This window comes from Kineothrix alysoides, assembly GCF_000732725.1.
Lineage (GTDB): Bacteria > Bacillota > Clostridia > Lachnospirales > Lachnospiraceae > Kineothrix > Kineothrix alysoides.
The window spans coordinates 1,497,623-1,514,992 of record NZ_JPNB01000002.1; the positions used below are offsets into that span (position 1 = coordinate 1,497,623).

At 44.3% G+C, this 17,370-nt stretch carries 17 protein-coding genes; 13 read left to right on the plus strand and 4 right to left on the minus strand.

Features of this window, described 5'->3' with window-relative positions:
• Positions 1-181: 181 nt before the first annotated feature.
• Positions 182-1,357: an IS110 family RNA-guided transposase gene (locus CC90_RS0117920; protein ID WP_031392090.1), complete on the minus strand. Its 1,176-nt coding sequence runs from the start codon at positions 1,355-1,357 to the stop codon at positions 182-184.
• A 256-nt stretch (positions 1,358-1,613) separates the two neighbouring features.
• Between CC90_RS0117920 and CC90_RS0117925 the strand changes: the two genes are divergently transcribed.
• The 9 genes from CC90_RS0117925 to CC90_RS0117965 all read left to right on the plus strand — a co-directional run bounded on the left by CC90_RS0117925 (position 1,614) and on the right by CC90_RS0117965 (position 9,414).
• On the plus strand, positions 1,614-2,555 hold the full coding sequence (locus tag CC90_RS0117925) for an ROK family protein (protein ID WP_031392091.1): 942 nt from the start codon (positions 1,614-1,616) through the stop codon (positions 2,553-2,555).
• The gene (locus CC90_RS0117930; RefSeq protein WP_031392092.1) at positions 2,552-4,939 is read left to right on the plus strand and encodes a glycoside hydrolase family 9 protein; all 2,388 of its coding nucleotides are present in this window, start codon (positions 2,552-2,554) and stop codon (positions 4,937-4,939) included. Before CC90_RS0117925 ends, CC90_RS0117930 begins: the two co-directional genes overlap by 4 nt.
• Position 4,940: 1 nt before the next feature.
• Positions 4,941-5,669 (plus strand): 6-phosphogluconolactonase, encoded by a 729-nt coding sequence (locus CC90_RS0117935; RefSeq protein WP_031392093.1) that lies wholly within the window; start codon positions 4,941-4,943, stop codon positions 5,667-5,669.
• Positions 5,670-5,793: 124 nt separating this feature from the next.
• Entirely contained in the window at positions 5,794-6,315 is a 522-nt protein-coding gene (locus CC90_RS0117940; protein WP_031392094.1) for a DinB family protein, read from the plus strand.
• A 291-nt stretch (positions 6,316-6,606) separates the two neighbouring features.
• Positions 6,607-6,813 carry an AbrB/MazE/SpoVT family DNA-binding domain-containing protein gene (locus CC90_RS0117945; protein WP_031392095.1) on the plus strand — a complete coding sequence of 69 codons (207 nt, stop codon included), beginning with the start codon at positions 6,607-6,609 and terminating at the stop codon, positions 6,811-6,813.
• Positions 6,803-7,888, plus strand: a complete 1,086-nt coding sequence (locus tag CC90_RS0117950) for an acyltransferase family protein (RefSeq protein WP_108702653.1) — start codon at positions 6,803-6,805, stop codon at positions 7,886-7,888. Before CC90_RS0117945 ends, CC90_RS0117950 begins: the two co-directional genes overlap by 11 nt.
• 41 nt (positions 7,889-7,929) lie before the next feature.
• Positions 7,930-8,277, plus strand: a complete 348-nt coding sequence (locus CC90_RS0117955; RefSeq protein ID WP_031392097.1) for a hypothetical protein — start codon at positions 7,930-7,932, stop codon at positions 8,275-8,277.
• 133 nt (positions 8,278-8,410) lie between these two features.
• The gene (locus CC90_RS0117960) at positions 8,411-8,809 is read left to right on the plus strand and encodes a DUF4180 domain-containing protein (RefSeq protein WP_242843332.1); all 399 of its coding nucleotides are present in this window, start codon (positions 8,411-8,413) and stop codon (positions 8,807-8,809) included.
• A 167-nt stretch (positions 8,810-8,976) separates the two neighbouring features.
• A complete protein-coding gene (locus CC90_RS0117965) occupies positions 8,977-9,414 on the plus strand; it encodes an acyl-CoA thioesterase (RefSeq protein ID WP_031392099.1) in 438 nt (145 codons plus the stop codon).
• A gap of 25 nt (positions 9,415-9,439) precedes the next feature.
• On the opposite strand, the gene CC90_RS0117970 is transcribed toward CC90_RS0117965, so the two are convergent.
• Positions 9,440-10,504, minus strand: coding sequence for a sensor histidine kinase (locus CC90_RS0117970; protein WP_242843333.1), 1,065 nt, complete (start codon positions 10,502-10,504; stop codon positions 9,440-9,442).
• Positions 10,497-11,174: a response regulator transcription factor gene (locus CC90_RS0117975; protein ID WP_031392101.1), complete on the minus strand. Its 678-nt coding sequence runs from the start codon at positions 11,172-11,174 to the stop codon at positions 10,497-10,499. The genes CC90_RS0117970 and CC90_RS0117975 overlap by 8 nt, the downstream gene beginning before the upstream one ends.
• 207 nt (positions 11,175-11,381) lie before the next feature.
• Between CC90_RS0117975 and CC90_RS0117980 the strand changes: the two genes are divergently transcribed.
• Genes CC90_RS0117980 through CC90_RS0117990 form a run of 3 tightly spaced genes read left to right on the plus strand, consistent with a single transcriptional unit; the run spans position 11,382 to position 15,166 of the window.
• Positions 11,382-13,169, plus strand: a complete 1,788-nt coding sequence (locus CC90_RS0117980; protein WP_031392102.1) for an HlyD family efflux transporter periplasmic adaptor subunit — start codon at positions 11,382-11,384, stop codon at positions 13,167-13,169.
• Between the two features lie 3 nt (positions 13,170-13,172).
• The gene (locus CC90_RS0117985) at positions 13,173-13,889 is read left to right on the plus strand and encodes an ABC transporter ATP-binding protein (protein ID WP_031392103.1); all 717 of its coding nucleotides are present in this window, start codon (positions 13,173-13,175) and stop codon (positions 13,887-13,889) included.
• On the plus strand, positions 13,877-15,166 hold the full coding sequence (locus tag CC90_RS0117990) for an ABC transporter permease (RefSeq protein ID WP_031392104.1): 1,290 nt from the start codon (positions 13,877-13,879) through the stop codon (positions 15,164-15,166). Before CC90_RS0117985 ends, CC90_RS0117990 begins: the two co-directional genes overlap by 13 nt.
• A 142-nt stretch (positions 15,167-15,308) precedes the next feature.
• Here CC90_RS0117990 and proB read toward each other — a convergent pair whose 3' ends face one another.
• The gene (proB, locus tag CC90_RS0117995; RefSeq protein WP_031392105.1) at positions 15,309-16,109 is read right to left on the minus strand and encodes a glutamate 5-kinase; all 801 of its coding nucleotides are present in this window, start codon (positions 16,107-16,109) and stop codon (positions 15,309-15,311) included.
• Between the two features lie 249 nt (positions 16,110-16,358).
• Between proB and CC90_RS0118000 the strand changes: the two genes are divergently transcribed.
• Positions 16,359-17,225, plus strand: coding sequence for a LysR family transcriptional regulator (locus tag CC90_RS0118000; RefSeq protein WP_031392106.1), 867 nt, complete (start codon positions 16,359-16,361; stop codon positions 17,223-17,225).
• Positions 17,226-17,370: the final 145 nt, after the last annotated feature.

Sequence of the window (17,370 nt, forward strand, 5' to 3'; positions counted from 1 at the left end):
TAATGAATAATGGAAAGAAAAGTTAGACTAACTATTAAAAGTCAAGTCTTAAAATGGTATTTTTGAATGATTTGCAGAAATGCATTTCAATATAGAAAAATGATATTTAGAACCTTGATAACTGCATGACAAATAGAGCATCTTTGCAGGTGCTCAAAAAGGAGATTTTCAAACAGAAAAGTTAAGATGATTTAGCGTAAGCCTGTCCCGATTTTTCCAACTGATAAATAATCCTGACCAGTTTTTTTGCAGCATGGGAAACCGCAACATTATAATGCTTGCCCTCTGCCCGCTTTTTGGCAAGATAGGCTGCAAATACAGGATCCCAGTTACAGACAAATTTGGCGGCATTAAAAAGTGCATAACGCAGATATCTGGAACCACGTTTTTCCATATGGGAATAAGCGGATTCCAACTGTCCGGACTGGTAGGTGGATGGAGATAATCCGGCATAGGCAAGAATCTTATCGGGAGAATCAAAACGGGAGAAATCGCCGATTTCAGCTAGAATCATAGCACCCATACGGTAACTGATACCGGGAATGGTAAGAATGGGAGAATGGAGGTCATCCATAATCCGTTTGATTTCCCATTCGATTTCATCAATCTCGGCATCTAATTCACCAATCAGCTTTAGGGTATGTCTCAGTTCCAGAGATTTTGCTGGCATAGTTGAACCGATAGAGATTCTGGCAGCTTCCCGGAATAAAATGGCGGTGTCCCGATCATAATGTCCCCTGGAAGTAACAGAAAGCAGATTGGTCAGTCTGGTAAGATGAGCAGAAGCAATCTGCAAGGCACCTGGAAATTCGCTTAACAAAGCGGAAATAGAAGCCATATGAAGAGTGGGAACCAGGCTTTCCAATTCGGGAAAAAGAATGGAAACCAGACGGGAAATGGAAGTCCTGAGTTTTGCCCGTTCTTTTACTTTATCAAAACGGTAGCGGGTAAGTGACTTAAGTTCCTCATTGTGATAAGATGTGTCTGAGTAGGACTTTAAGTTCACATCAGACATAAGCATGGTAGCAATCGTATGGGCATCCACTTTATCCGTTTTCGTCTTTCTGAGACTTAGACTTTTTCTGTAAAGATTGGTATGTAACGGGTTGATAACAAAGGTGGTCAGACCTTTATCAAGAAGATACCCCAAGATGTTATAACTGTAGTGTCCAGTGGCTTCAAGCCCTACTTTTACTTTGGTTAAATCATCGGTAACGGAAGAAATCTTCTGATAGAGTTCATCAAAACCATCGCGGTTGTTTGGAATGGTAAAAGCTTTAAAGAGCACTTCTCCATCCGAGTTAGTGATAAAACAATCATGTTTATTCTTGGCAACATCAATTCCAGCGTATATCATAGAAAAACTCCTTTAAATGTATTTGATACTGTTTTAGACCACGGGTGCTCTCTGCGATTGTAACCTCGTACAAAATAAACCGTCATGCGGTATCTAACTGATTAACAAATATACAAAGAGACTGTGGTTAGAGCCTAACTTAAACCATCAAGTGGTAGGAGGAAAAAACTAATCCACAGTATCTAAAATCAGCATAGCTTATACCGGAGAATTGGTAAAGAAAAGCTATGACTATATAATACGAGGAGGAAGTGTTTTGGATACCTATTTGGGATTGGACTTTGGCGGAACAAAGCTGCTGATCGGAGAACTGGACGAGGAAGGCCATGTTCTGCGCAGCAAGCGGTACGATACAAGATTAAGCGAGCAAAAGGAGGTTGCGGAGGCTATTCTGAACGATCTAACGGATTATATAAAAGCGATGGGCATTCAGGGCAATCTGAAGGCGGCAGGACTTGGTATTGTCGGAATCGTGGACAATAAAAGAGGAGAATGGGTTTCCATGAACCACGAGATTACCGGTCCTCCGGTTCCCATTGCGGCGATGATAGCCGATAAGCTTGGAGTGCCCTGTGCGGTGGATAACGATGTACGCAGCGCCACTGCGGCAGAGCTTATACTAGGACAAGGCAGAACGTCGTCGGATTTCATCTATTTGAACGTGGGTACAGGATTGGCGGCGGGCTTTGTATGCGGTGGAAGGATTATGCGCGGAGCTAACTGCAACGCGGGAGAAATCGGACATATGGTGGTGGATTTAAGCAGAAAAGAGTCTTGTGTGTGCGGCAGGGAAGGCTGTGTGGAAAATGTAGTTTCCGGCATCGGTTTTACGAGACAGATTACATCATACGGGTTGCCGGAGCTTCTGAATGCCGGAAAAAGAGCGGATGTGGTGCGCTTGTTTCAAGGTGCGGACGCAGGGCTGAAAGAATGTGTTGAAATTACGGAATACGCGGCGGAAGCACTGGCTTGTGTTATAATGAATCTCGTGAGGGCCAGCGACCCGGATACGGTTATTTTGGGCGGAGGCGTTATCAGCGACGGATGGCTGATGGAGAAGGTGAATCGATATCTTTCTCCCGAAACGATGCGGGGCGTGACTGGCGGCGTAATATTTTCCAGTTTCGACCTGCGGTATGCGGGACTGATCGGAGCAGCTACCCTGGGGATGCTGCTCATAAAAGGAGGCAATCGATGAGAGAAGAATTCCGAAGGGAAGTAGAGGGCAGTTTATATATTCATTCTATGCTGCCTCTTCATAGAGAAAGGTCATTGGAAGCAGAATTTAGGAATAAGAAGGTGCTTGACCGAAAGGAAGTATGGGCGGCGGGAGGATGGACAAGCACTCCGGCTGCAGGAGAAAAGGGAAGCCTGCGGGTCGTGGCAAAGGAAGGGGAAATCTGCGTGAGCATTACATCTGCTCTTCGCAGCGACCGTTGGCCTGAGGGAGCGCCGGCAGATGGTGATTACAGCAATTTCGGAACGGCCGAGGTACATTTTCCGTTTCGGGGAGAGAATCTGACCGGTTACAGCAGACTGCATTTCTGGGTTTATCCGCAGGTGCAGGGAGCGGAGGTTGTCCATCTGAATGTGGGAATTAGAAATGACGGGGAGCAGAAGATACCGGACCGCTACATGAGGGAAGGTTTTACAACGTTCGATTTGAATAACATGGAATGGAATGAATGCTTTTGGGAATTTCCTTCTCTTCCCAGAGATAAGGTGACGGAGCTAAAGTTCTATGTTTTACTGTGCGGACAGGATGTGGCTATGGGAGAAGACCTTACCTACTATTATAAGGACATTGCCTTTGAGCAGGTGGAGAATCCTGAAACGGAGCTTGGCTGGGAGTGCGCGAAGGACAGCATCGTATTATCCAGTGCCGGTTATTTTGCGGCAGGAGAAAAAAGCGCTGTGGCTAACCTGACGGCGGATTTTTTCGAGGTAATTGATGAGAAGACAGAAGAGAGCGTATATCACGGGACGGTGAGGCCGGTAGAAAATAAAAACGGCCGTTTCCAGGTACTTGATTTTTCTGAGGTGAGCGGCGAAGGTACTTATTATCTTCAGGCAGGTGAAGTACGAAGCCAGAGCTTTGATATTACGGACAATTTGATGGAAGAGAATATGTGGCGGGTGCTGAATTTCCTATACGGACAGCGGTGTGGAATGCCTATTCCGGGAAAGCATGGAACCTGCCATCAGGATATTGCGGCGAGGCATGAGGGGCTTACCATGTCCTTTTCAGGCGGCTGGCACGACGCAGGGGACGTTTCCCAGCAGAGTGCACAGACCGGAGAGGTGGTACATGCCCTTTTGGAAGCGGCAGCAGGCTATCGGGAGAAAAACCCCCTTTTATATAAAAGAATTGTGGAGGAAGCGCGTTGGGGACTGGATTTTATTTTAAGGACCCGGTTTAAGGACGGTTACCGTGCCACCAGCGCAGGGGCTACGAGATGGACCAATAATTTGGCTGGCGATATGGATGATGTGGAGGCCAGAGTGTACAATCATGCCTATGAAAATTTCTTGTTCGCAGCCATTGAAGCCTATGCATATCTACAGCTTAAGGAAGAGGACGGCCCTTTGGCTCTTGGCAGCCTGGAGGCAGCGAAGGAGGACTTCGCCTTTGCGCAGAGGCACTTTGAAGATTTTGGCGTAGAAGCGGTGCAGATGTTTGAGCACACTTATAATTCGGGACTTTCTCAATATTATGCGGTCATCGTATGGGCGGCTTCTTATTTATATGAAGCGACGGGCGAAGAGGAATATGCAAATGCGGCACAAAGCTGGTGTGATAAGCTGCTGCAATGTCAGGAAAACGGAGCTGCAGGGCTTCCCTTTGGCGGTTTCTTCTATCGGGAGGAAGACCACCGGACGATTGTACATTTCAATCATCAATCCAGAGAGCAGCAGTTCATGCAGGCGCTGACGGAAATCTGCCGTTCACAGCCAAGGTCGACGAAGCGGCCCTTGTGGGAAGATGCCATGAAGAGTTATGGAAGGTATATAAAGGCTATCGCAGGAAATACCGCTCCTTACGGAATGCTCCCTGCAGGAATTCATAAAGCGGATGAATACGAGGATGAAAAAGTATTCCCATATCTCCATTTGATGTGCTCCTATGAGCAGGAAAGAGAGAACTGCAAAGAACAGCTTTTTAACGCAGCGCCGGTGGCGGAGGGTTATGTACTGCGCAATTTCCCTGTTTGGTTTTCCTTCAGGGGAAATACGGCGGTAATGCTGGCGGAGGGCAAGGCGGCATCTTTGCTGGGCCGTTACTTCGGCGATGAGGAGCTTCTTCAGATAGGAAGGGAGCAGCTTTATTGGATATTTGGCAAGAATCCGTTCGGACAGTCCCTCATGTATGGGGCAGGCAGCCGGTATCCGGCTCAGTATGCAGTTTTTCCGGGCGCAAGCGTGGGTGAGCTTCCGGTTGGAATCGAGACCTTTGCCAATGGGGATATACCCTATTGGCCTCAGGGCAACAACGCCACGTACCGCGAGGTGTGGACATCATCGGCAGGTCGGTGGCTCTGGCTGGCGGCAGATTATACAGCGGAAGATAGGGAGGATTTTTAAAATGAAAATCACAGTTATGAAAACGGAACATGATTTCGATATAGCGGCAGCATGGCGCATCATTGGACAAATGCTGGAAAAACCCAGTGCCGTCATCGGCCTGTCTACAGGACAGACGACGAAGAATATGCACCGGATTGTCAGTGACATTTATAAGGAATATCCTTTCGATACGTCGAAGGTAACCATATTCAATGTAGACGAACTTACTAACCTGGACCGTTCCTATCCGGGAAGCTGCTACACGATGATTTATGAGCAGATTATCAGGAATCTGGGAATTTCTGATGAGAACTTCCTCATGCCGCCCACCTTTTCCGATGATTTCGATGTAGAATGCACGAAGTTCGAAAACGCTTTGCAGGAACGCGGCGGAGCGGATTTGCAGATGCTTGGCATCGGCTGGAATGGTCATATTGGTATCAACCAGCCCGGCACACCCTTCGAGCGCCATACGTGGGTATCTCCCATGGACCCTATTTTCGAAGAAAAGGTGCGCAGGGAGACGAAAGTCCCTGACGACTATCCGCTGGGAGGCCTGACAAGGGGCATCGTGGATATCATGCAAACGAGAAAAATTGTGCTGATAGCCAAGGGCGAGAGCAAGGCGGAAATCATCGAAAAAGCGGTGCGCGGCCCTGTCACCACAGACATTCCGGCCTCCGTCATCCAGCTTCATCCTAACTGTGAAGTGCTGCTTGATGTGGCAGCGGCCAGCAGGCTAATATAACGGACAGACCTGCTCCGGTATATAAAAAATTTTCCTGCTTTTTATTTTTAGACGGATGTAGTATAATCACGAATAAAAATAAAGCGGCTTCTTATGTTCAAGTAAATTCGGAGGGCAAAAGGATATGGAGAAAAAGTCATTGGCAGAAGTGATAGCGAATCAAACGCGCCGTGCGCTGTGGGAAGTAAAGAATGTAATTGATTGTGTGCCGGATGAACTATGGGACAAAGCATACTGTGAAATGCCTTGCTGGAAGCACATCTATCACATGCTTCACTCCCTGGACCTATGGTATATCAACCCGAGAGACAAAGACTATACGGAGCCGGACATACATGAGAAAGATTTGAATAATCTGGATGCATTTTCTTGCAGGTGCCTTTCGCGGGAAGAGATAAGCAGTTATTTTCTGGCTGTCGAGAAGAAAATTGAAACCTACGTTTCAAGGCTTTCGGATGAAGAACTGAGTACGAAGCCGCAGGATTGCGAATATGATAGATTTACTTTGATTTTGGCACAGTTTCGGCACTTGCACAGCCATATGGGAATGATTATGGGTTTTATTATTGCGGATACCGGTCTGTGGCCGAGAGTGCTGGGGTTAGAGAAGCCCTTTCCTGTCGGAGAATACGATAAATATTTTTAGGAAAGACAAAATAGTACATAAGACGATACAAAGTGATGAGATAAGCGCCTCGATAATGGCTTTATGACCTAATCGGGGCATTTTTCATGCAATAGAAAAATAGTTCCTATCACAGAACTGATGGATGCGCAGCTACGCGCGCGGAACAAAAGCTGCGCTGCCTAAGTACTCGGTCGCGAGAGTGTATGAAGCACACTTTTGTTCCTTTTGCAGATAACGATTGACTTGGAGATATATATAAAGTATGATAAGTATGAAAAGTATAACTAGTAAAACTTGGAGGAGTAAATTGTGGAAAAAGATAAATATATAGGAATTTGTAAAGTTGGAGAAAAAGGGCAAATAGTCATTCCAAAAGAGGCAAGAGATATGTTCAATATAAAGCCAGGTGATTCAATTATTGTATTATGCGATAAACAAAAAGGAATAGCGATTGTAAAATCAGATGTAATTGAAAGCATGAGCGATGAAATCCTGGGTGGCGATAATGGAAAATAAGAGATTGAATTATTTAGATAATATTAGATGGATTACAGTTGTTCTAGTAATTATTTATCATATTATATATTTATTTAATAATAGCGGAGTTATCTCAAATATTAATGTAAAAGGAATACCTGTTATGGATACATTTCTAATATTTGTGTATCCCTGGTTTATGTGTTTGCTGTTTGTAGTGTCGGGTATTTCAATCAGATATTCTCTGGAAAAAAGGAGCGGTAAAGAATTTATAAAAGACCGTGCCCAGAGGATATTAGTGCCTTCCTTGCTCGGCATATTTATTTATGGTTGGATTTCATCTGTGATTACGAATCAATATGTAGATATGTTTGCAGGAAATGGAGATAAGATACCTGGAATCATAAAATATCTCGTTTATTGTTTGGCGGGAATAGGACCATTATGGTTTTGCCATGTTTTATTTATAGGATCTTTACTGATCGTATTAATAAGGAAAATAGATAAGAAAGATAAGTTAACTGAAATGAGCAGAAAAATAAACTTACCGGTATTATTTGCAATGGTATTTTTAGTATGGGGAAGCTCATTTATATTAAACACTCCTTTAATAACGGTATATAGATTTGGTATATATTTGTTTATGATGTTGCTCGGATATTATGTTTTCTCCAATCAGGAACTAATTATAAAGTTGGAAAAAATATCAATACCTCTCGCTATAGCATCAATAGTAATTGGAATTGTGTATGTAGCGACATATTATGGTCAAAATTTCGCAGATAACAATGTGCTGAATGATTTATTCACTAATATTTATTTATGGATTGGTATAGTATCAATTTTAGGTATTGGAAATAAGCTTTTGAATTTCGAAAATAAGTTTACACAATATATGACCAGAAATAATTTTAATTTTTATATTTTACATTATGTAGTAGAATTACTTTTGGGCTATTTCATTGTTACTTATTTGGATTTACCATTTATGATTAATTATATTATAATATTACTCGGGGTAATTATCATATTGCCTCCGCTGATTGAAATAGTTAAGCGGATACCAATCATCAGATATATGGTTTTAGGAATTAAAAAAAGGAATTCCGATTAAGTTGGCTGTTTGCTTAGTCGGAACTTATAGGGCGGTGTGGCATGATAAAAACGGAATTCGGCATAGTGGAGAATATTGAATCAAACAAAGACTATTCTAATTATGAGCCTGAAAAGTATCATTGTATCTTAATTGATGATAGTTTGTATATAGATGATTGGTACGATAGGCTGATATTGATGAAGACATACTTTCATAGCCTAAGCTGCCCTGCTTATGGTTTGGCAAGACATGGGGTAACATTGATTCCGCCGGAATCATTACCCGCGTTACAAGATATTGTCATTTCAGATAAGAGAATAAATGAAGATGAACATCTGATTGCCCTGGCAAATAAAATACAGGAGGCAATTAACAGGCAAAAGTATGTGATACATTTTGGAGCGTAACACAAATTCTGGCCCGCGTTGCTGTGAGTTTATGTTATTAGGCGATTATATGCATTTACATCTTGCTGTTTTAGGTTCTTAACCAATTTTAACATTGGTTATGCTTGTAAATAATGAAGAAGAGGAGATAGGCATGATGCAGACAGAATTTATACAGGTAGGAGAAATACAGTTAGAAAAAATAAGTGAAGGCGAAAAAACAGCCGTTTATATCCATACCAATGAGCCCGTCATTACCGACACGCAATCGGCTCTGGATCTAATGGCTACAGTGAGATACGAGGTGGACTGTGATATCTTTTTGTTGGACAAGGCGAATATTAAGGAAGAGTTCTTCGATTTGAGCACGCGCCTTGCAGGAGAAATCGCGCAGAAATATGTCAATTACGGAGTTAAGCTCGTAATCATAGGGGATTTTTCTGCTTATACGAGTAAGTCCCTGCACGATTTCATTTATGAATGCAATAACGGAAAGGATTTATTTTTTGTGTCGGGTAGAGAGGAAGCCTTAGAAAGGGTCTTTCCTGCCTAGCACGCCGACCTGCTGGTATTTATGACAAACATGTTCTGAATATAATTCGGGATATATCAACCTTGGGGCATAACTATAGAAGTTTTTTTGTGGCTTGGACGCGAACTTGCAAAGTGTCCATTGTGTAGTTCCAACAGACTATAATTTAAGAGAAGGAAGCATATTCCATGAACATTAAGCCATATTCCAGAAAAGCACATTATTATGAGACGGATCAGATGGGTATTATTCATCATGCAAATTATATTCACTGGCTTGAGGAAGCCCGGGTGGATTTTATGGAGCAGATAGGGTTCGGCTATGACCGCGCCGTGAGCTCCGGAATCGACTTTGCATTGCTTGGTGTATCCTGCGAGTACAAATCCATGGTTCGCTTCAATGATATTGTGGAGATACGGGTATCCTTTGCGTCCTTAACGCCGGTACAAATGACGGTTCGCTATCAAATTACCGATGTGGAAAGCGGTAAGCTGAGGGCGGTGGGAGAAAGCAGGCACTGCTATTTTGATTCCAACAAAAAGCGTCTGGTTTCCCTAAAAAAGGTTCTGCCGGAATTGTATGACCTGTTTGCTTCGTTCTCCCCGGAAGAGGGAGCGAAAGAGTAAGCTCTGCTTTTAGCCATTGCACTGGTTAATTTGAGGACGATATATTAGGAAGCCGTATCTCGAAGGTAGTACCGCTGCTGCCGGTAACAGGCACGGAGATAGAGCCCCGGTGAAGGCTTAATATTTTTTGTACCAGCGTAAGCCCCAGCCCGTTTCCCTGCGTGGTATGGGAGGTATCGCTCTGATAGAACTTGTCGAAGATGCGGGCAAGGGATTTCTCCGCGATTCCGCAGCCTTGGTCTGCGAAGCGGAATACTGTCTCCGCAGCCTCCTGCTTTATCGATACTTCTATGACGGAATATTCCGGGGAAAATTTAATGGAGTTATCCAGTAAATTCAGCCATACCTGCCAGAGAAGTTCCGCGCAGGCGTAGATGTTAATTTCCTCACACTCCAAATAAATCTCCATGTGCTTGGCGTTCCATTTATTTTCCAGGAGAGCCACCACCCGGCGTATCTGCTCGCTCACATTATAGGTGGTCTGATCCGATAAAATGGTCTGATTTTCTATTTTGGACAAATTCAGCACATTGGTAGCAAGATCCGACAACCGGTCGGACTCCGAAATAATGATATCCAGATATTCGTTACGTTCTTCCTGTGATAAGTTCTCATATTTCAGCATCTTCGCAAAGCCCCTCATGGAAACGATAGGCGTTTTGAACTCGTGAGAAAAATTGTTTATAAAATCGGCCCGGAGCATCTCGATATTGCCGAGCTCCGCCGCCATATGATTAAAGCTTTCGTTCAACTTCATCAGCTCCGGGCTGTCCTCATTCAAATCAAGGCGCACTGAAAAGTCTCCTGCTGCCAGTTTATCGGTAGCCACAATTATTTTGCGGAAGGGAGAAAGGAATATGCGGCTGAAAATAACAGATAATATAGTGCCGACAAAAATAGAAGGCAAAGCCAGAAGAAGAAAGGGCATCATAGCGGAGCGAAAGTGATGCAACCCGAGGCGAACGAGAAGCATCGCAATAAAAAAAACAATTGCAAGAGAAAAGACCATGATAATAAAAACCATTACGGTAAAGCGCAGGGCGAGGGGCGCCTTTTTTATTTTACAGATTTTTTCCATAACCTTATTCACACTTCTTCACCACCTTATAGCCAATCCCTCTTATAGAAACAATTTCAAATTCGGGATAGTGCTCAAATTTTTTCCGCAGGCGGTTAACGTGCACATTTACCGTCGCATCTGTCGTTTCCGAATCCATTCCCCATATTTCATCCATCAACTGAATACGCGTGAAAATCTTATCAGGATAAGATAACAGTTTATAGAGCAGATAGAATTCTTTTTGAGGGAGAGTCTGTGATTCCCCTTCCCTCGTAACAGTAAAAGAATCGTAATCCAGAGAAATTTTGCCTATAGTCAGCTTATGCTCGCTTACGATTTTGGCCCGTCGAAGCAGAGCCTTGATACGAAGGAGCATTTCCTCCTCGTTAGCGGGCTTGACCATATAATCGTCAGTGCCTACGATAAAACCCTTGACCTTATCATCCGGAAGCTGCTTGGCGGTCAGCATAAGAATAGGAACCATGTCCCCCACTTCCCGAAGCTGCCTGGTGAATTCATATCCGTCCATTTGCGGCATCATGATATCCAAGACGATTAAGTCGATATGCTGTTTGTCCATCAATTCTAAAGCGGACAGACCGTTATCAGCAGAAAAAACCTCGTAACCTGCGTGCGTCAATATGGCGCGCATTAATTTTGACGTATGCTTATCATCTTCTACGACCATAATGTGGAACATGAAAAATCCTCCTCTTTTTTGCACAGTGAACACTTCCGAGTTTATCGCTTGTGTTATCTATTCTACCATAAAAAATAAACTCTATATAAACAAAGTAAAATTTTTATTATATGTCAATTTAGTTTATTTTCGGTTTATTCATTTCATGTATAGTGTCAAAAGACATTTGAAAAATCACAGGAGTTTGGAAGGAGTAGAGTTCTAAAGATGGTAAAGGTAAAAGATTTTATGAAAAAGCACAAGAAGTTGTTGATACTGCTTTGCATTCTTATCGTGATAGCAATCGGCGTACTGGCAGTCAGGGCGCAATTTAATAAGCGGATGGAAGCTGTGCAGGCAGCAATGAATAAACAGGAAACGGCGTTAGTTGAAAAACGCTCTCTTGTAAGTTCGATTTCTGCAACAGGAAAAGTGATAAGTAACGAAAGCAAGAGCATCACCGTAAACTTGTCAGGAGTGGAGATAAAAGATGTAAACATAGAGGTTGGAGATACGGTTTCCGAGGGCGATGTCTTGCTTGCGTTCGATTCCTCAGACATTGAGGACAGTTTGGCGGATGCGAAGACTTCTCTGAACGCAAGCAGCGGCAAATCCGGTATTTCGGTTTCCTCCTCCCAGCGAAGCCTTGCGGAAGCGCAGACAGCGAGGGATATCGACGCGGAGCGCGCAAATCAGGATGTTGCGGATGCTTGGAACGATTATCTGGAGGCCTTGACAGATCTGGAAGAGGCGGAGGATGATTACGACAATGCAAAGCAGACTACCTCTGAGAAAAAGGGGGAGCTGGAGCTTAGGCAGGCGAATGCAGAATCTGCAAAAGGCAGTATGGAATCTGCCGCTTCGCAGTTCGGTTCTACGGTAGGCGGATTGAAGAGTACCTATGGAGCATATGATTTCAGTGCATTATCCATCGAGAACAATAACTTGATCAACTTAAGCGGTTCTGATTTCGTGACGGACGCAGATACAGCGGCTACGGATGCTGTAACGCAGGCAATCGTCGGCTTGATTGCCTTGCAGCAGCAATACAATTCAGCCAGCGCGGCTTATAGCGCAAACAGTTCGGAATCAGCAAGCTGGCAGACGAAATATTCCACAGCTCAAAGCGGCGAATCCACTTATGAAAAAGCGGTAGACACAGCAAAGAGTACGGCAGACAGCAAGCTGGATGCTTATAATACTCAAGTAAGAAACCAGGAGGACTCCGCAAGAAATAATTCCAGTACGGTTGCTGTCAAGGAAGACGGGTTAAAGAGCGACAAGCTGACTGCAACTACGTCATCCTTAACCGATAAGCAGCAGGTGAAGCAATATGAAACGCAGCTCGAGGATTGCATTGTGAAGGCTCCTTTTTCGGGAGTTGTGACGGCAGTCAATGTAGAAGCCGGAGACATCTATAAAGGGGAATCCATCTTGACGATAGAGGATACCAGCTCTTATGAGGTGTCTGCAGAAATTGATGAATACGACATCAGTAACATCGAGCTTGGACAGAAGGTCGTGATCAAGACAAACGGTACGGGTGATGCACAGCTGGAAGGCACTGTCATCGACATAGCTCCCAAAGCTACGGAAACTACGGGAACGGACGTTACCTATACCATCAAGATATCGGTGGATACTCCTAACGATGATCTTCGTCTGGATATGACAGCAAAGCTCAGTATCATTTTGGAAAGTAAGGATAACATCATGACAGTACCTTATGATGCGGTGCAGATTGACGATGAAGGCAAAAAATATGTGGAAGTAGTTACCGGCGAAGCAATGCCTGCCCAAACAGCCGCTGACACGAACATATCGGGTGAAGCGGGTGCGAAAACCACATCGAATACGGAACTCGTTTATATAAATACGGGCATCGAAAGCGATTATTATGTAGAAGTGGAAAGTGATGAGCTGGCCGAAGGGATGCAGGTCGTTGTGAAAGCGCCGGAAAGCAGCACCGATTTGGAAAGTATTATGTCCATGCGGGGACCCATGGGAGGTTTTTAACGTATGGAGAAAAGACCAATCATAGAACTTAACGATATCATTAAGCGGTTTTATGTCGGACAGCCTAATGAGCTGCAGATATTGAACGGAATCTCGATGACAGTGCGGGAAGGAGAATTTGTCTCCATTGTAGGAGCCTCGGGATCGGGGAAATCTACCCTGATGAATATTATCGGTATCCTCGACCGCCCTACGGAGGGCTCCTATGTTCTCGACGATGTTAACGTCATAGCGGCCAAGGACGAGAGCCTGTCCAAGATACGAAACCGTAAAATCGGCTTCGTATTTCAGACCTATAATCTGATTGCCAGGACTAATGCCATTAAAAATGTAGAAATGCCCATGCTTTATGCAGGTATGGGAAGAAAGGCGAGAGTGGAAAGGGCGAGGGAGCTGTTAGACATGGTGGGGATGGGAGATCGCATGCACCATCTGCCGGAGGAGCTATCCGGCGGACAAAAGCAGCGTGTTGCCATCGCCAGGGCCATGTGCAACGATCCGGCCATCATTCTGGCGGATGAGCCCACGGGCGCACTGGATTCCCAGACGGGACGTATGGTAATGGACTTATTTCATCAACTTCACGAAGAGCAGGGCAAGACCATCGTGCTGATTACCCATTCTCCGGAATTAGCAGAGGAAACGGAGAAAATTATCACGCTTAAGGATGGCTCGATTATCGGAGAAAGGAAGGGGAGTGGAAGAGCATGCTTATCATAGAAAATGTACGGCTGGCGTTATCCAGTTTGAAAGCGAATAAGATGCGGGCGCTCCTTACAATGCTGGGAATCATCATTGGTATTGCTTCCGTTATCGCTATTATGACAGTTGGTAATTCCCTGACCTCCTCCATCACCAGTTCTATGTCCTCCATGGGAGCTAACAACATCACAGTGGGCTTACAGCAGAGGGAGAACGAGGAGGAGGAAACGGAAACAGGGATGACCTTCGGCAGCGAACGTAACCAGCAGAAATCCGCCAAGGAGGAAGACTATTTCACGACGGAGATGCTGGAGAGTTATTGTGCAACATATCCGAATGAGATATATGCCTTATCGGCGTCCGAAACCATCGGCAGCGGACAGATTGAGGATGGGAATTTATATGCCAACGTATCGGTAATGGGAGCGAGCCAGGGATATTTCGTGGCCAACGACTTAACGATTCTGTCAGGACGCTTTTTCTCCGACAGAGAGACGGATGACGGAGATAAGGTTGCCATTATCTCAGAAAAAGCGGTGAACAATATGTTTCAGGGGGATGTGGAGAAAGCCATAGGAAGTACGATCCAGACGAATATAAACGAATCGTATGAAAATTATACGGTAGTCGGAGTATACGAATACGAGGAGTCTGCCTTCACTTTTTCTACCTCATCGGAAAAGGATATTAACACCAACGTATACATTCCTTTGAAGACTGCGCTCGATAAGAACCATAAAACAGGGTATACCAGTTTTACGGTAGTTACGCAGGCAGGGGTGGATTCGGATCAGTTTGCAGGCACGACGAAAAGCTATTTTAACACCTATTATAGGAACAACCGTGACTTCGAAGTGTCGGCGGCGAGTATGGCATCTCTGGTGAGCGCTATGTCCGATATCATGGGTACGGTAACGACTGCAATATCTGTTATTGCCGGAATCGCTCTGGTGGTAGGCGGAATAGGAGTTATGAACATCATGCTCGTATCCATTACCGAGCGCACGAGAGAGATCGGTACGAGAAAGGCACTGGGTGCTACCAACGGTTCTATCCGGCTGCAATTTATCGTAGAGGCAATTATCATTTGTATGATAGGTGGTATTATCGGAATTGCGTTGGGAATAGCAGGAGGAATACTGGGAGCGCAGCTCATGGATTCTGAGGCGTCCGTATCGGCAAGCAGTATCATCATATCGCTGTTGTTCTCCATAGGAATCGGAGTATTCTTCGGATATTATCCGGCGAACAAAGCAGCCAAGATGGACCCTATTGAAGCGCTGAGATATGAATAAAGAATAGTACGGAAATGGAAGGGCGCTGACAGCGACAGATATGTCAGCGCCTGTTTTCTGTAATAAGAAAGAGCTTCTACTGCGTAAAAAACAGATGCACAGCTTTTGCTCTGCTCTATGTCGATACTGATTTATAATATGTCTATAAGGCCTTTCCTGAAAAAAGAGTGCCTACGCTTACGCCTTTAATAATATCGTATAGAGCAGCAGGATTTTTCCCGTTTGCGATAACCGTGTCGATGCCCTGGGCAGTGGCTAGTTTCGCAGCTTGGAGCTTTGTCTTCATGCCACCCGTACCGCGTCGTGAGCCTGCGCCTCCGGCTAAGGACTGTACCTCTTCGTCAATTTCGGCGATGCGCTCTATGAGCTTTGCGTTAGGATGGAGGCGGGGGTCACTGTCATAAAAGCCGTCGATGTCGGACAAGATCACGAGCTTCTGGGCTTTACACAATATGGCGACAACAGCGGACAGCATGTCATTATCACCGAAAAGCCGATCCTCCGATTCGATTTCCGTGTAGCTGACGGAATCGTTTTCATTTACGATAGGTATGATGCCCATTTCCAGCAGGGAATCGAAGGTGTTAGTGAGATTCTCCTTTTTTTCCTCGATTTCCATATCCTCAGCGTTTAAGAGGATTTGGGCAATAGTTTTATCATAGTCGTTGAAAAATTTATCATATAAGAACATAATGCTGCACTGCCCTACTGCGGCGGCGGCCTGTTTAAGCCGCATGCTGGTAGGACGTGTTTTCATTTTCAGCTTATTGGTGCCTACGGCAATTGCTCCTGAGGATACGAGTATAATTTCATATCCCATATTCTGGACGTCGGATAAGGCACAGGCAAGGCGGTCGAAGGAACGTAAATCGTTTTGACCGATGTCGTTTGTGAGTGTGGAGGTGCCGACCTTTACAACAATTCTATTTTGATATAATCCCATAGGGGGGCCTTCCTTTCGCGTAAGTTACTTTTGAATCGATAAAGTAGTATATTCTATTTCTTTTTCTTGAAAACTCCATGGGCATAATGTATCATAAATCTATAAATTACAAAAGCGCATATTTATCATAAATATCATTACAAAAACGGATATAAAAATAAGCGAATGTAACATATATAAAATTAAGTAATTGATGAGTAACGGCAATCGGGATAACCGCATGAATTATGGCAGAAAGAGTGAATAAAAATGGACATGAATATTCAAAAATATATGGCCTTTATTTCCACAGTGGAATATGGAAGCTTCACAAAGGCCGCAAAGCTGCTGAATTATTCCCAGTCGGGAATCAGCCGTATGATTAATGACTTGGAAAAAGAATGGGGGATATCGCTTCTGGAACGCGGGCGTTCCGGTGTACGCCTGACCTCAGACGGCTTGAAGCTTTTGCCGTATGCAAAGAATGTATGCAGAGAATATCAAAAGCTGCAAACGCAGGTGGAGGAGCTGAACGGACTTCAGTCAGGACTCATTCGAATAGGCACGTTTTCAAGCGCGGCGACCCACTGGCTTCCTAACATTATAAAAAAATTTCAAAAAGATTATCCTAACATCGATTATGAACTCCTTCTGGGAGATTATGCTGAAATAGAGAGGTGGATATTAGAAGGGCGCGTAGACTGTGGATTTCTTAGGCTTCCTACGCTTCCCGAACTGGAAACAATTTTTTTGGAGCAGGATAAGCTTCTTGTTGTTTTGCCTGAGAAGCATTTTCTTGCAGATTGCGAATATTTCCCTGTCAAAGCGCTGGAAGATTCCCCCTTCCTGCTTCTTGGAAAAGATGAGAATTCCGAGGCTGCGGAGATATTTGAGCGGTGCGGCATATCCCCTGAGATTCATTTCACCACATGGGATGATTATGCGATCATGTCCATGGTAGAAAGCGGTCTGGGTATCAGCATCCTGCCGGAGCTCATTTTGCGCCGTATTCCCTATCGCATCGTGGCGAAAGAACTGGAAATACCCTCTTACCGGAAAATAGGAGTAGCTCTTAAAAATAAAAAGGGTGCGTCGCTGGCAGTCAGGAGATTTCTGGATTATATCGAATATAGATAATTCGTTTCAATATTCTTTTCATCTGCTTCACTTCTTGATAAAAGCGGCAAATCTTTCGTTACGGCCCAATATTAATCCCCGAATATCATTTTATAATTTTAACCCATTTTATATAAAAGTTTATACACAGTGTTATGCTAAATGC